This is a genomic window from Corynebacterium sp. HMSC074C01 (genome assembly GCF_001814605.1).
In the GTDB taxonomy this organism is placed as follows: domain Bacteria; phylum Actinomycetota; class Actinomycetes; order Mycobacteriales; family Mycobacteriaceae; genus Corynebacterium.
The window spans coordinates 116,605-130,385 of record NZ_KV817274.1 but is presented as its reverse complement, the minus strand read 5'-3'; the positions used below and the strand labels follow the sequence as shown (position 1 = coordinate 130,385).

The window sequence follows — 13,781 nt, the reverse complement described above, 5'->3', positions numbered from 1 at the left end:
CCTGGTGCAGGCCGGCAAGCTCGGCAGCATCGGAAGCAGAGGCGCCGAGCGCGCGGAGCTCATCGGGTGAGCCAGGTATATGTTCCACCAGCGCAATCCCCGAGTTGCGTAGGCGGATGTAGGTTTCAATATCCCCCATGAGCACAGAGACTAAAACAGCACCGTGGGCCCCGCAACCGGAAGAAGAAACTACCTGGTCTTAGCCGACGCAGGAGCCGGTTGGGGTGGCGTCGACAAGCTGCGTGACGTCACCCACGTGGCCGCGCACCTCGTCCGCGGTAAGCGCATAGCCCGTATCGGAATCCTCCACGGAAGCACCAAACACAACGCCGAGCACCTGACCCTCCGGGTTGATCATCGGACCGCCGGAATTGCCCTGCCGGATGCTACCGCGCACCGTGTAGGCATCGCGCTCCACGCGGCCCGTGGAGTAGATATCCGGACCAGCGATGGTGAGACGGTCGCGCACGCGCGCCGGCTCCGCCGTGAACGGCCCCGACTGCGGGAAGCCCAAGACGATGGCATCGTCCCCGGTAGCAGCCGCTTGTTCCGCCCACGGCAAAGGATCCAATCCCAGGCCCGGGCTATGCAGCACAGCAATGTCTACGTCCGAGTTGTAATACACCACGTCCGCTTCCTTGAGGCCAAGGACCGTATCGAGGCGAACCTTATCCGTGCCCGCCACCACGTGGGCGTTCGTGATGACGTAGTCCGGCTCCGTCACAAAGCCCGAGCCCATGAGGCGGCGCGAGCATGCCTCGGCATCACCCAGCACGTGAATGACGGAAGGCCGCACGCGTTCTGCGAGTTTGGGATCCCCAATGTTTACCGCCGGCGCATCCACCTCGACATCGGCGCCAGATCGCTGCCAGGGCGATACCAACGGCGGCAACCCGGACTCGTTGAGGAGCGCAGCCAAGCCATTCGGCAGCGCCGCCAAGCGCGAAGGCGCCACCGCATTCAGCGAGCTCAGCACACGTGATTCACGCAGCGCCTGCCCCGGCTGACCACCCAAATTGGAGGCCAAGGGCAAGGACACCAACCAAATCACCACGATGGCCGCCGCAGCTTGGAACACCGCGCCAATCGACGAATCCACGCGCTGCCCAGAGCGCGTACGCATACGGTCCCGCAGCGCCATGCCAAGCGACGTCCCCACCAGCTGCCCCAGCCCCACCAGCAAAATGAGCACGCCGACGGCCAGCAAAAAGCGCACGGCTGCCTGGTCAGTCAGGCCCATCGCCAGCGGGGCCAGCACGGTTCCCAGCACCAACCCCGCGATGATTCCCACCGCCGCGAGGACCGCTGCCAAAGCCCCCTGCCGCCAGCCCACGCGCACGGCGAGGAGCACGGCAATCACGATCAGAACGTCAACGGCTAAGGACACAGGGGGGAATACTTTCTTAAGGGCTAAAAGGAGCAGAACTAGCCTATCTTCTCATTATTCAAAGAGCGATCAAGTGAGTCACGCAGATCATGAACCATTTTCTTATCCCATTCCACACTCCACCCCGCATGGTCCATCAGCCCAGAGAGCACTCCCGCGGTAAAACCCCACACCAGGTAGCCGCGTGTCCGAAACGCTGGCCCCTTCCATCGGCTAAAGCCCACCATCAGGCGGTTGGCAGGATCCGCCAGTTCCCGCAGCGGGACGGTAAAGACGTCGTCTGTCTCCGCCGGACTCGCCGGCCACACGGTGCCTGGCTTATGCCAATACGCCAAGACGGGGCTCACGGTGTTGCCGGTCGCCGGGATATCCAGCTTGCCCCACTGCTCAAGAGGAGTAACGGTGGAGCGATCGAGGCCGGTTTCTTCTTCGGCTTCGCGCAGGGCGGCGTCGACAAGCGAGGTGTCCTCCTCATCCTTGCGCCCACCAGGAAATGCAATCTGGCCGGAGTGCGAGCGCATCGAGGGCGAGCGGTGCGTGAGCAGCACCTCGCCATCCTCAAAACTCGTGCCTTTCAGCAGCACCAACACTGCCGATTCGCGGCGGCGCCGAGCGGCCGGGAGGTGCCGGATGAGGCGCTCTTGTATCTTGTTGGTATCGACCCCAAGCGCGGGACGCAGCCACTCAGGGGCGTGCGCGGGAAACAGGCGGCTCACTTAAGAACCTCCTCGACGGCCTCCTCCAATTCTTCTGCGGAGGTAAAAGGTTTAATAAACTTCTCCTCCACTATGCCGTCGCGCACCACGAGGGTGATTGGGATGACGCCCGGCAGCCCGAGCTCGCCAGCGAAGGCTCCATCATCGTCCTGGTAGCTGGGGATATTGACCTGCAGATCGTTCAAAAGCGCCGCCCCGTTAGCGGCGTTGGCATCCGCATGCACGCCGACGACATTCCACGTAGAGTGCGAGCGCGCAAGGTCTTCGAAAAAGGGCAGCTCCGTACGGCACGGCTCACACCACCATGCCCACAACGTGACGATCTGAACGTTCTTGGCCGCCGCGGTACCGGCCGCGCCCAGGCAAGGAAGGTCCACGCCAGCGATGGGCCCTTCGGGGCACTTGGGGCGCTTAGCTACCTCTTGCTCCTGCGCCTCGGGGACGGGGACCTCCGGCTCATCATCCTCAAGGAGATTCACCACGCCAACGAATGCGAGTGCTGCCAGCGCGACAATGGCAACGATGCTCGCCTTCACGTATCCAGGCCACCGAGAATATTGGCTCATTGCTCCACCTTAACCCCGCGACGGGCACCATGGCGCAAGGACGCAGGCCGCGCACTTCGGCTTCCGGGCGGTGCACACGCGCCGCCCGTGGAGGATGAGGCGGTGCGAAAACACTGTCTGTTCCTCTTCGGGCACGCGCTTGGCGACGTCCCTCTCAATTGCCCGCGGCGTCTTCGCCCCTGTCAGACCGAGCCGCTGGCTTAAGCGCGTGACGTGGGTGTCCACCGTGATTCCCGGTAGCCCGAAGGCATTTCCGCGCACCACCAGTGCGGTTTTGCGGCCGACGCCCGGCAAGGAGGTCAGCTCGTCGATCCCTTGGGGCACCTGCCCGTCGAAATCTGCGACGAGCTTTTCCCCGATGCCTAACAAGTGGCCAGCCTTTGCGCGCTGGAATCCGAGGGGGCGGAGGATGCGCTCGAGATCGGCGCGGTCCGCAGCTGCATAATCCGGTGCGGAAGGATACTGAGCAAAAAGCTCCGGGGTGACCTGGTTGACACGGGCATCCGTGCACTGCGCGGAGAGAACTGTCGCTACGAGCAGTTCTAGCGGGGAGGTGAAATCTAGCTCGCAGTCGGCGTCGGGATATTCCTGCGCGAGGGCGGTGCGGATATGGACAATGCGCGCTGCCTCGGTATCGTCGTCATGCTGTGTGGAAAGGTCAGGGGACATAGAAGTAACTTTAGTGACGGCAGTTAGAATGGGAAGCATGATTTCACTCGTCCTCTTCGTGCCGCTGTGCCTCGCGCTCTTTGCCATTCTCATGGAGAAGCTAGAAGCGACGGCCTTCGAGGATTAATCAAGGCGTGTGATTATTTTTCACGTTGGTGGAAATAGTGACTAATTACACTGTATGATGTTGTGCAGTGCCTCGTGGCGCACTGGAGTCTAGGTGCGTCAACATAAACCAAACCAGCTTGTGTCCCAGTGTTTTCCGGGCTGCGCAAGCTTTAAGGAGTAACAGTGGAAGGCGTACAGGATATCCTCTCGCGCGCTGGTATTTTCCAGGGCGTCGATCCGGTAGCAGTACAGAACCTTATTGAGCAGATGGAAACCGTCCGTTTCCCGCGCGGCACCACCATTTTTGAGGAAGGTGAGCCGGGAGACCGCCTCTACATCATTACCTCGGGCAAGATTAAGCTCGCCCGCCACGCCCCGGACGGCCGCGAGAACCTGCTGACCGTGATGGGCCCGTCTGACATGTTCGGTGAGCTCTCCATCTTCGATCCGGGCCCGCGTACCTCGTCCGCAGTGTGCGTCACCGAGGTTACCGCCGCCACGATGAACTCCGAGATGCTCAAGCAGTGGGTAGCCGATCACCCGGCGATTGCCCAGCAGCTGCTGCGCGTGTTGGCCCGCCGCCTGCGCCGCACCAACGCCAACCTGGCGGATCTCATCTTCACCGACGTTCCGGGCCGCGTGGCCAAGACCCTGCTGCAGCTGGCTAACCGCTTCGGCGTGCAGGAGGGTGGTGCGCTCCGCGTGAACCACGACCTCACCCAAGAAGAGATCGCCCAGCTCGTCGGCGCTTCCCGCGAGACCGTGAACAAGGCGCTGGCCACCTTCGCCCACCGCGGCTGGATCCGCTTGGAGGGCAAGTCGGTGCTCATCGTTGACACCGAGCACTTGGCCCGCCGCGCGCGCTAGCATGCGGTGCGTCGAGCGCACCGCATAATCTACGAAGAAGTCCCCCGAGATTATCGGGGGACTTAGTGGTTTTCAGATTACTGCTCAGTCGCGAGGTACTTCAGCGCGGTACGCGTCGACTGCTCAGCTGCGTGACGCAGAACCGGGTCAACGTCGTCATACATCTCATCGACGAGAGTCTTAACGTCGACGTCCTCACCAAGGCGCCCGCGGACCTCCTTGATCTGGTCCAGGCGGTGGTGGCGGCGGTCAATGTACTTACGGGCAACCGCAGAGGTGTCCTCCAAGTCCGGGCCGTGTCCCGGGAAAAGCGCCACATCCTTGCCACGCTCTTCAAGAAGATCCAACGTCTTCAGGTAAGCACCCAAATCACCATCGGTCTCAGACAGCAGCACGGTGTGGCGGCCGGCGATGGTATCGCCGGTCAGAATGCCCTCCAGCATGGAGTTCTTCGCTTCCGCCGACCACACGAAGAAGCAGGTCGAATCTGCAGTGTGGCCCGGGGTATGGACCACCTCAAGCTGCGGGGTGATGCCGTCGACGGTGATCACTTCACCGTCGACAAGCGCGTCCCCTCCGTTGCAGTAATTCGGATCGAAAGAGCGGATGGGGGCACCAGTGAGCTGGCGCAGACGCTGGGCGCCCGATGCGTGATCATCGTGGCGGTGGGTAAGAAGGATCAACGCCACCTCGCCCGCTTTCGCGGTCACAACATTGAGGTGACCTTCATCCTCCGGGCCCGGATCGACCACAATGGCGCGGGAATCTTCTCCGGCGCGGATGATCCACGTATTGGTGCCCTCCAAGGCGGTGTAGCTGGGGTTGTCACACAGCACGACACCGACGGACTGGCTCACGGGACGCAGTTGGCTATATGCAGGATGCTCCATGGTTCTAACCCTATCCGATTACTCAGCGATTTCTACGATGACTTCAATCTCAACGGGGGAATCCTTCGGCAAGACCGCTACCCCCACCGCAGAACGCGCGTGGATCCCAGCGTCCCCGAAGACCTCACCGAGGAAATCCGAGGCACCATTGATAACTGCGGCCTGATCCGTGAAGGAGGGATCCGAAGCTACGAAACCGACCACCTTTAGCACGCGGGTGATGCGGTCAAGCCCCACGAGGCCATCGATGGCAGCCAATGCGTTCAGCGCCGCCGTGCGCGCCAATTCCTGTGCCTTGTCGAGGCTTACCTCTGCGCCGACCTTGCCGGTGACAGGCAATTCCCCGCCCACAACAGGCAGCTGGCCAGATGTCCAGACCTGGTTGCCCACCTGGGTAGCCGGGATATAGGAAGCGAGAGGAACAGCAACGGAAGGCAGCTCGACGCCGAGCTCTTCAAGGCGGGCAAGCGCACCCATTAGGATTCCTCCAGAGGGCGCTTGAAATAGGCGACAACATTCTCCGGGTTCATGCCCGGGGTGATGGTGACGAGCTCCCAGCCGTCCTCACCCCAGGAATCGAGGATTTGTTTCGTCGCGTGCGTAAGAACCGGCGCGGTGGCATATTCCCATTTAGTCATGGAATCAATGCTACTAAATACCGATGAGTTCGCCACCCTCAGCAAGGTAGTGAGCCCAGCTAGTGATGTGCGGGTTCTTGCGTAGAAGGGCACGGCGCTGACGCTCCGTGAGGCCGCCCCACACGCCAAACTCCACGCGGTTATCCAGAGCATCCGCGCGGCACTCATTGAGCACCGGGCAGTGGCGGCAAATCACCGCAGCTTTTCGCTGCTCTGCCCCTCGCACAAAAAGTGCATCAGGGTCGCCATTGCGGCACTTAGCTTGGGTAACCCACTCACCACGCTCAGTAGTTAACGAGGCGTTCTTTAGCATTGTGGACCGTCCTGCACCTTTGACACTGACTGTCACGGCTAGGTAACTCCTTCCAAGCTCACCCCCGTCGAAGGTGAAGATCGTGAATAACCCTCTACTCGACGGAATATTATGTACCCTTGGTAAGTCTATTCACAGACCGGTATCCCTGTCTAACAGGTCACACTTTAGGGGGGTCTCCCGGATCTGCACCTGAACCACTAGTGTGTGGAGGGTGACTGTGATCAAATCCCTGGGAAAGCTCGTCCTGTCCACAGCACTGGTCGGCATCCTCATCGCGCTGGCCATCGCCCCCGTCGCCGGCGTCAGTGGCGTTGCCGTGGCCAGGACGAACGACACGATGCAATCGGACATCCAGGATCTCACCAACGGCGAAGCCCCTGGTGTGAGCACCATCTTGGATGCCAAGGGCAACACCCTTGCCTATATCTACGAGCAACGCCGACATCCGGTGCAGCCGGATGAAATCTCGGATGCCATGAAGCAAGCGGTCGTGGCCATCGAGGACCGCCGCTTCTATGAGCACGAGGGCGTCGATCTGCAGGGCAATCTCCGCGCTTTGTGGACCAATTTGGCCGCGGGCGGCGTCTCCCAGGGTGCGTCGACGCTGGACCAGCAGTATGTGAAGAATTATCTCCTCTTGGTCAATGCAACGACCGACGAGGAACGCCAGGCCGCGACGGAACGGTCCGTGGCCCGCAAGCTACGCGAGATGCGTATGGCCACGGATATCGACGCCAAGCTTTCCAAGGATGAGATCCTGGCTAATTACCTCAACCTCGTGCCCTTTGGTAACCACGCCTATGGCGTTGAGGCTGCGGCCCGCACCTACTTCGGAACTAGTGCCGAGAGCCTCACGGTGCCGCAGGCAGCAATGCTCGCCGGCATAGTGCAGTCCTCGGAGTATCTCAACCCCTATACCAACGAGGAAGGCGTCATCGAACGCCGCAACATGGTTCTCCAAGCCATGGCCGACACCGGTTCCCTCTCCCAGGAGGACGCCGATTCCTTCGCCCAGGAACCCCTGGGTGTCTTGGATAGCCCCGCCACCCTGGCCAACGGCTGTATCGGCGCGGGCGATCGCGGTTTCTTCTGTGACTACGTGCTGGAGTACCTCAACGAAAAGGGCATCGACCGCGAGCACCTGACACGCGGCGGACTAACCGTCAAGACCACGCTTGACCCCGACGTCCAGGACCAAGCGCTCAACGCGGTGCGCAGCCATACCGCCCCGGATGCGGAAGGCGTGGCGGAGGTCATGAACGTCATCCAGCCGGGCACCAGTACCCGCAAGGTGCTGGCCATGGTCTCATCGCGCACCTACGGGCTCGACCTCGATAACAACGAAACCCTCCTCCCTCAGCCGAATTCACTGGTGGGCAACGGTGCCGGTTCGGTGTTCAAGCTCTTTACCGCCGCAGCGGCTTTGGAGGCAGGCTACGGCATCAAGGACAAGCTAGCTGTGCCGAAGCGCTACGAGGCGGAAGGGCTAGGATACGGCGGCGCTGCTAACTGCCCACCCAACAAGTACTGCGTGGAAAACTCCGGCAACTACGCCCCCACGATGACCATGCAGGACACGCTGGCCTACTCCCCCAATACCCCTTTCATCCAGCTCACCGAGCAACTGGGCGTCGAGCGTCAAGTCGACATCGCCGTTAAGCTCGGGCTGCGTTCTTATGAAGAACCCGGCAGCTACGACGGCGAAACTTCCATCGCCGACCACATCAAGGAATCCAACCTGGGCTCCTTCACGCTCGGCCCCACGGCAGTGAACGCGCTGGAGCTATCCAACGTGGGCGCGACTGTGGCCTCGCAAGGCATGTGGTGCGAGCCCAACCCCATTGAGGAAGTCACGGACTCCCACGGCAACGAGGTCTACCTCAAGCACACGCCGTGCGAGCGCGCAGTGGGCAAGGAAGTTGCGAAGGCGCTGGAAAACAACATGACGGCCGATACCGAAAAGGGCACCGCCGCCGACTCGGCACGCGCTGCCGGCTTCAGTGGTCAGGCCGCCGCGAAGACCGGTACCACGGAGTCCAACCAGTCCTCGGCATTCCTGGGCTTCAACTCGGCGGTCGCTGCCGCACCGTATATCTACAATGACGGGACCACCACGAGCCCGCTGTGCACCGGCCCAGTGCGCCAGTGCGCCAGCGGCAACCTCTTCGGCGGCAAGGAGCCAGCAGCAACCTTCTACACCATGGCCGCGCGCGTCCCCGAAGCGCAGAAGGGCACGGTGCCGGACTATGACCGCGCCTACGACTCCGGCACGGTGTCGCCGCTTATCGACGGACTGAAGGGCAAGTCCGAAAGCCAAGCCCGCTCCGCTCTGGAGAAGGCCGGCTATTCAGTCAAAACCACCGAGGTGCCCGCACCCGGTGTGGGATACGGCAAGGTAGTTCGCGTCATCACGGGCCCATCCGGCGCGAAGAAGGGCGCGGAGGTCACGCTCCAGCTTTCCGACGGCTCCGCAAGCGACTCCTCTTCCGCGAGCTCGGACCAAGTAGCCTGGGACTCCACCTACGGCACACCGTCCGCACCAAGCGGTGACGGTGAAGGCGATACTGGAGGCGGCCAGCCCTCGCAGTCTGAGCCGCTATTCACCCAAGAGGATGTCGACCGCTTCACGAATGACGTGCGGAGCTTCTTCGGGCTCTAGCGCCAAGCGCTAGAGCGTGAAGAGGAGCTAAAGCGTGACAAGGCGCTAGAGCGCAGGATGCTTGCGCTCCTGCGCTAGCGCGTTAGTTGAGGGCGGCCTTCACTGCGGTGGACAGGCGCTTTCCGTCAGCACGGCCGGCGGCCTTAGCGGTGGCCACCTTCATGACGTTGCCCATCTGCTTGATGGTCACCGGCTCGCCAGAATCCTTCTCAACCTCGGCGATAGATTCGGCGACGAGGGTGTTCAGGGAGTCGTCGTCAAGCTGCTCTGGCTGGTAGGCCTCGAAGAAGGGGACGTCAGCAAGCTCTTCCTCCGCCAACTCCGGGCGGCCATTTTCTGCGTAGACCTCTGCGGACTCGCGGCGCTTCTTAATCTCGCGGGCGATGACCTTGAGAATGTCCTCATCGGTGATCTCATGGCGAGAACCAGAAGTTTCCTCTGCCTGGATGGCAGAAAGCAGAGAACGGATGGCGCTCGTGCGGGCCTTGTCCTTGGCCTTCATCGAGGTCTTGAGGTCAGCACGGATAGTTTCTTTCAACTCACTCATGCCCTTCAATCTACGCCTGCCAGCCCAGGTAGTGTGGTGAGGGTGAAGATTTACCCTGTCCTTGGCGGACTCGCCGCCGCTGGTCTGGGCACTGCCGCATGGGCGAATTCAGAGCTCACCAAGTTCGAGCTCAAGGAGTACACCCTGCCGCTACTGGAGCCCGGTACGCTGCGCGAGGAGTCCGAGTTCCGTATCCTGCACGTGTCCGACCTCCACATGATTCCGGGCCAACGCGCCAAAATCGAGTGGGTCTCGGGCCTCGATGACCTTGACCCGCACTTGGTGATCAACACCGGTGACAATCTCTCCGACGAGCGCGCGGTCCCAGAGGTCCTCCGCGCCCTGGGCCCGCTGCTGAGCCGCCCGGGAATGTTCTGTTTTGGCACCAACGACTACTGGGCGCCGCGCATCCCGAACCCCTTCAACTACCTGGTCGGGAAGAAGAACGAACCCTCCTACGTGAACCTGCCGTGGAAGGGCATGCGCGCGGCCTTCCTCGAGCATGGCTGGCACGACGCCAACCAGGCCCGCGTGGAGTTCAAGGTCGGCGACGTCCGCCTCGCTGCCGCCGGCGTGGATGACCCACACCATGATTTGGATGACTACTCGGAGATTGCCGGCGCCCCGAACGAGGATGCCGACCTTTCCTTGGCGCTCCTGCACTCCCCGGAACCCCGCGTCCTGAAGAAATTCGCCGCCGACGGCTACCAACTGTCCCTGTCCGGGCACACGCACGGCGGTCAGCTCTGCCTGCCATTCAAGGTGGCGGGTTCGCGCTCCATCGTGACCAACTGCGGCATCGACCGCGTTCGCGCGGAGGGCCTGCACCGTTTCGGAGAGATGTACATGCACGTCTCCAATGGCCTGGGCACCTCGAAGTTCGTTCCCTTCCGAGTGTTCTGCCGCCCGTCGGCCACGCTGCTACGCATCACCGAAAAGGCCGCCTAGGTATACCCCCTCCACGCTGCCGTTTTGTCCTTTCAGACCAGGGTGAGTTACAGTATTCCGGTACCGCTTAGAGCGAGACACCGGGATATGGCGCAGCTTGGTAGCGCGCTTCGTTCGGGACGAAGAGGTCGCAGGTTCAAATCCTGTTATCCCGACCACAAACCCGCAGGAAACTGCGGGTTCTTTTGCGTTTTCACCAGCGCCCCAGCGGGGGCGGGGCAGGCCCGCCTAGAAGCTCGAAGAACCACCCGACCCGGAAAAGCCCGAGCTAAACCCGCTATTGACGCCGCCGCTGCTGGAGGAGCTATCGCGGGTGGTGGTGGCATCGCTGTCCCAGGTGCTCACAACGTAGAAGGGCACGTAGCCGTGGTAGCCGGAACCGGCGAAGAAGTTGGAGTCATAGATGCGCGTGCGCTCCGGGCGCTCGTCGGCCTCGTTGCGCTTCTGCAGCTGCGCCTGCAGGTGCTCAGAGAGTAGCGCGGTGCGGTCCAAGAGCTCCACGTAGCGTTCCATGAACTGCGGGTGGTTTGGTTCCTGGGACAGGGCCACGGCGGTGTCTTCCAGCTCCTTTGCGTGGCGCTCAAACGCTGAGTCGATGTCCGCTGCCAAGTAGCCCGCCTGGGCCAGGTCCTTACCCAGCTCATAGAGCTCAAAGCGGCGCACGTCAGCATCCGCGCTCTCGACGCGGTGCAGCTTGTCAATGTTGGCCTCGGCGGTTTCCACGCGCTCGCACAGCTCGCGCGCGTGGGCGATGGGCTCGGCATGTGAGCGGAACTGCTCATCCGGCGCATCGGCCGGAATCGACATAAGGGAGCCCACCTGGGAATCGATGGCCAGGAAATCATCGCGCAGGCTCTCCCAGTCCTCACGCAAGCGCTCATCCACCAGACCCGATTGCAACGAGTGCGCCCGGATATCGATCTCCCGCAGGCGCTGCGCCACATCGGTATAGGTCTGCGACACGTAGTCCCAATCCTCGCGTGCCTGCTGGGCCTTCTTCTGCCGGCTGCGGCGAGCACCGCCGACGATACCCGCGCCTGCCCCGCCGACACTCAGGCCCGCAGCCCCGAGGCCAATGGCCGCCCCAATGCGGTCACCCTTCGCACTCTCGTACTGGGTGTCCGCAGCACGGTCCACATCGATCGCTGCCGCGGCACCCGCAAAGAGACCAGCAGGAATGTTGTCATCCCGCACGCCCGGTTTAATGGCTTCGACGGACTGCTCTAAGTGGCTGTCACCTTTGCGCAGCTTCATCTGCTCAGCCACGTCCTCACCCGCAAAGACGAAGGTCTGGCGCGGGTCGAGGCCCACGCCGACGAAGACCTGGCCATCAGCAAACTTATCCTTGCCGATGAGCTCAGGGTGATTATCGCGCAGGTACTCCTCCACGGAGTCATTCACATTCTCTTGGTTCTTGGCAAAGACCATGTAGTGCAGCCCCTGGACCACGTCGGGGGCGGCGATCCGGGAGACGTCGTTAAGCATGCGCTCTTCTTCCTGCGGAGTGAGCACATCGTCCGGGTCCATGATGTCAGCCTGCACTTCTCGCTGCGCGGGCTGCATGACGTAGTCGGAGCGCTCGGGCTCATCGAAGACCGCCAAGCCCGCACCCGCACCGATTCCCCCAAGCAACAGACCGCCCACCATGGCCGCACCGACGATGGCGTCGACCGATGTTATTTTGGGGCCGCGGCTGGCAGCAAAAGGTTTGATATCGCGGGAGTCGGTCACGGTGATTCTCCAATTCCTGAGCGGTCAGTGCGGCCGATTTTACCCCCGCAATTGGAAACGACGCGGCGCCCCTACAGCAGCCGCGTCGCCCCTATTCCCTATCACTCACAACGGATTGGAGAAACCGTTTGCCTACCCCCTAAGTAGGCTTTGTGAGCGCCTCTTACTCTAGCACTCTTTTCATTCACAGCGGTAGCAAAATCTGGAAAAGCGAGTAACGTATCTTGACACTTATGCGATAGCCCGGCCGCAGGGCCGTGAGCTAGGCTTTTTCTTTGTCTGCTCGCCCAGCAGGTGCCCCCACGAGCACGAAGGCCGCCACCGCGATTACCCCCAAAATGGCCAGGGCCATCCACAGCTGTGGGGACTGCCCACCATTGCCCGCCACGGTGATGGCGGAGGTGGCCCACTGCATGGGGAAAAGGTGCACGAACGCGCTCATCGCGGCGTTGAGATCGGTGCCGGTGGACGCCGCCTTCCAGGCCCATCCCACGACGCCGACCTGTGCCACGGCGAGTACGCTACCCAGGAACCAGCCGCCTGCACCAAGCCAGCGCACGAGCGCATAGACCATGCTTGCCGACGCCACCCCGGCCCCCGCCGCCGCGAGCCCCGCCCAGGCCACTGCGGCCGCGGTCACGCCGGTAGCCAGGAGCGCAACGAGCAGGCCCACCACGACGCCAATGAGCACCGCGCCGCCAAGCAGCACGAGGATGCGGCGCTCCATGCGCGTGAGCAGAGCACCGATAACGCCCCCGCCCAGAACCGCGATAGCAGCGAGGAGCATAGCAACGATGGGGCTGAGCAGCTGAGCGGGTTCACTTTCGCCCTCGGCGGGCCCGGCGACAGTCGGCATCGCACGCTGCGCGCCCTGCACCTTGGTCTGGTTCTGCTTGGCCATGCCGTCGACCTTCTCTGCTCCTTCCACAAGCTTGTCCACGCCCTTCAAGGCCTCATCGACCTTGGCGTTGAGCTCACCAATACCTGCGTTGAGCTGCTTTGCGCCCTCCGTGGCTTGGTAGACACCATCGTGATAGGCATAGCCGTTCACGGCCAGCTGGTTGGAGAGTTCACGCGATCCATCCTTGAGCTGCGTCAATTGGTCCTGAACGGATTGGTCGAACTGAAAATTCTCCACCTGGCCGCGCAGATCACCGAGCTGCGAGCGGATATTCTTCGCCTCCGCTGAGTTGTTGCCTTCAAGGTCCTTGAGGGTCCCGTCGATTGCCTGCAGGATCTGTCCGCGAACCACCCCGAGACCGATGACTTGGTCGACGGCTCCACCGACGCCATCAGCCAGCTCGGTAGCACCGTTGCCCAGCTGGGCGGTGCCGGACTGTAGCTGCACGAGCCCGTCATAAAGCTCTTGCGAGCCGCCTGCCAGCTTGTCTACTCCGCCGCCGAGCTCACCGGCGCCATCCTGCAGCTCGCCGGTGCCGTCGGCAAGCTGCTGCGTGCCATTAGCCAGGAAGCCGGCCTGGGCGTTGGCTTCGGAGAGGGCACGGGCGACGTCGTAAAGCTCAGCCGGATCAATGGTGCCATCGCTGGGCGCACCCGCCTGTTCCTGGGACCAGGTCTCGGCTGGTTGCCATTCGGATACGGCAGCAACGGCCGCGCCGATGATGAGCGGCAGGATGAGCACGAGGGTGAGGATGAGAGCGCGGGCGCCAATTTTCCGGTTGGCATCTGCAGGGCTGGCTAGGCGTGAGGTCATGTAAAAGAAACTATCGTTCACGCTG

The 13,781-nt window shown here is 62.3% G+C and carries 14 protein-coding genes and 1 tRNA gene; 4 read left to right on the top strand and 11 right to left on the bottom strand.

The genetic code is table 11. The annotated features are described in order from the left end of the window. Positions 1-199: 199 nt before the first annotated feature. The 4 genes from HMPREF2978_RS05110 to nth are packed head-to-tail and all read right to left on the bottom strand — an operon-like array spanning position 200 to position 3,338. A complete protein-coding gene (locus tag HMPREF2978_RS05110) occupies positions 200-1,387 on the bottom strand; it encodes a MarP family serine protease (protein WP_070744460.1) in 1,188 nt (395 codons plus the stop codon). A gap of 38 nt (positions 1,388-1,425) precedes the next feature. Continuing rightward, positions 1,426-2,103, bottom strand: coding sequence for an NUDIX hydrolase (locus tag HMPREF2978_RS05105; RefSeq protein WP_070744458.1), 678 nt, complete (start codon positions 2,101-2,103; stop codon positions 1,426-1,428). After that, positions 2,100-2,669, bottom strand: coding sequence for a TlpA family protein disulfide reductase (locus tag HMPREF2978_RS05100; RefSeq protein ID WP_070744456.1), 570 nt, complete (start codon positions 2,667-2,669; stop codon positions 2,100-2,102). The genes HMPREF2978_RS05105 and HMPREF2978_RS05100 overlap by 4 nt, the downstream gene beginning before the upstream one ends. A gap of 9 nt (positions 2,670-2,678) precedes the next feature. Continuing rightward, a complete protein-coding gene (nth, locus tag HMPREF2978_RS05095) occupies positions 2,679-3,338 on the bottom strand; it encodes an endonuclease III (RefSeq protein ID WP_246818730.1) in 660 nt (219 codons plus the stop codon). 291 nt (positions 3,339-3,629) lie between these two features. Between nth and glxR the strand changes: the two genes are divergently transcribed. Then, positions 3,630-4,313 (top strand): CRP-like cAMP-activated global transcriptional regulator GlxR, encoded by a 684-nt coding sequence (gene glxR, locus HMPREF2978_RS05090; protein ID WP_010189962.1) that lies wholly within the window; start codon positions 3,630-3,632, stop codon positions 4,311-4,313. Between the two features lie 77 nt (positions 4,314-4,390). On the opposite strand, the gene HMPREF2978_RS05085 is transcribed toward glxR, so the two are convergent. From HMPREF2978_RS05085 to HMPREF2978_RS05075, 4 genes are read right to left on the bottom strand one after another with little or no spacing between them, the layout of a single operon-like run. Then, a complete protein-coding gene (locus tag HMPREF2978_RS05085) occupies positions 4,391-5,203 on the bottom strand; it encodes an MBL fold metallo-hydrolase (RefSeq protein WP_070525242.1) in 813 nt (270 codons plus the stop codon). Between the two features lie 18 nt (positions 5,204-5,221). Continuing rightward, positions 5,222-5,680 carry a RidA family protein gene (locus HMPREF2978_RS05080; protein WP_070525240.1) on the bottom strand — a complete coding sequence of 153 codons (459 nt, stop codon included), beginning with the start codon at positions 5,678-5,680 and terminating at the stop codon, positions 5,222-5,224. Then, positions 5,680-5,841, bottom strand: coding sequence for a Sp36 family protein (locus HMPREF2978_RS13020; RefSeq protein WP_010189965.1), 162 nt, complete (start codon positions 5,839-5,841; stop codon positions 5,680-5,682). The genes HMPREF2978_RS05080 and HMPREF2978_RS13020 overlap by 1 nt, the downstream gene beginning before the upstream one ends. A gap of 13 nt (positions 5,842-5,854) precedes the next feature. Next, positions 5,855-6,154, bottom strand: a complete 300-nt coding sequence (locus HMPREF2978_RS05075) for a WhiB family transcriptional regulator (RefSeq protein ID WP_010189966.1) — start codon at positions 6,152-6,154, stop codon at positions 5,855-5,857. A 214-nt stretch (positions 6,155-6,368) separates the two neighbouring features. Here HMPREF2978_RS05075 and HMPREF2978_RS05070 point away from each other — a divergent pair, with 214 nt between their 5' ends. Then, positions 6,369-8,816 carry a transglycosylase domain-containing protein gene (locus tag HMPREF2978_RS05070; protein ID WP_246818729.1) on the top strand — a complete coding sequence of 816 codons (2,448 nt, stop codon included), beginning with the start codon at positions 6,369-6,371 and terminating at the stop codon, positions 8,814-8,816. A gap of 82 nt (positions 8,817-8,898) precedes the next feature. Here the strand turns inward: HMPREF2978_RS05070 and HMPREF2978_RS05065 are convergent, their stop codons facing one another. Then, positions 8,899-9,363, bottom strand: a complete 465-nt coding sequence (locus tag HMPREF2978_RS05065; RefSeq protein WP_070525237.1) for a GatB/YqeY domain-containing protein — start codon at positions 9,361-9,363, stop codon at positions 8,899-8,901. A 42-nt stretch (positions 9,364-9,405) separates the two neighbouring features. Here HMPREF2978_RS05065 and HMPREF2978_RS05060 point away from each other — a divergent pair, with 42 nt between their 5' ends. Together HMPREF2978_RS05060 and HMPREF2978_RS05055 are read left to right on the top strand one after the other, a co-directional pair. Next, entirely contained in the window at positions 9,406-10,311 is a 906-nt protein-coding gene (locus HMPREF2978_RS05060) for a metallophosphoesterase (RefSeq protein WP_070744454.1), read from the top strand. An 81-nt stretch (positions 10,312-10,392) separates the two neighbouring features. Continuing rightward, positions 10,393-10,469: transfer RNA gene (locus HMPREF2978_RS05055), tRNA-Pro, on the top strand. A 70-nt stretch (positions 10,470-10,539) separates the two neighbouring features. Here the strand turns inward: HMPREF2978_RS05055 and HMPREF2978_RS05050 are convergent. Next, positions 10,540-12,042 carry a DUF5129 domain-containing protein gene (locus HMPREF2978_RS05050; RefSeq protein WP_070744453.1) on the bottom strand — a complete coding sequence of 501 codons (1,503 nt, stop codon included), beginning with the start codon at positions 12,040-12,042 and terminating at the stop codon, positions 10,540-10,542. Positions 12,043-12,304: 262 nt separating this feature from the next. Beyond that, positions 12,305-13,756: a hypothetical protein gene (locus HMPREF2978_RS05045; RefSeq protein ID WP_070744452.1), complete on the bottom strand. Its 1,452-nt coding sequence runs from the start codon at positions 13,754-13,756 to the stop codon at positions 12,305-12,307. Positions 13,757-13,781: the final 25 nt, after the last annotated feature.

Coding starts and splice junctions, on each gene's coding strand:
- HMPREF2978_RS05085 (WP_070525242.1), bottom strand. CDS start 5,203: ATGGAGCATCCTGCATATAGCCAACTGCGTCCCGTGAGCCAGTCCGTC.
- nth (WP_246818730.1), bottom strand. CDS start 3,338: ATGTCCCCTGACCTTTCCACACAGCATGACGACGATACCGAGGCAGCG.
- HMPREF2978_RS05075 (WP_010189966.1), bottom strand. CDS start 6,154: ATGCTAAAGAACGCCTCGTTAACTACTGAGCGTGGTGAGTGGGTTACC.
- HMPREF2978_RS05065 (WP_070525237.1), bottom strand. CDS start 9,363: ATGAGTGAGTTGAAAGAAACTATCCGTGCTGACCTCAAGACCTCGATG.
- HMPREF2978_RS05045 (WP_070744452.1), bottom strand. CDS start 13,756: ATGACCTCACGCCTAGCCAGCCCTGCAGATGCCAACCGGAAAATTGGC.
- HMPREF2978_RS05100 (WP_070744456.1), bottom strand. CDS start 2,669: ATGAGCCAATATTCTCGGTGGCCTGGATACGTGAAGGCGAGCATCGTT.
- HMPREF2978_RS13020 (WP_010189965.1), bottom strand. CDS start 5,841: ATGACTAAATGGGAATATGCCACCGCGCCGGTTCTTACGCACGCGACG.
- HMPREF2978_RS05080 (WP_070525240.1), bottom strand. CDS start 5,680: ATGGGTGCGCTTGCCCGCCTTGAAGAGCTCGGCGTCGAGCTGCCTTCC.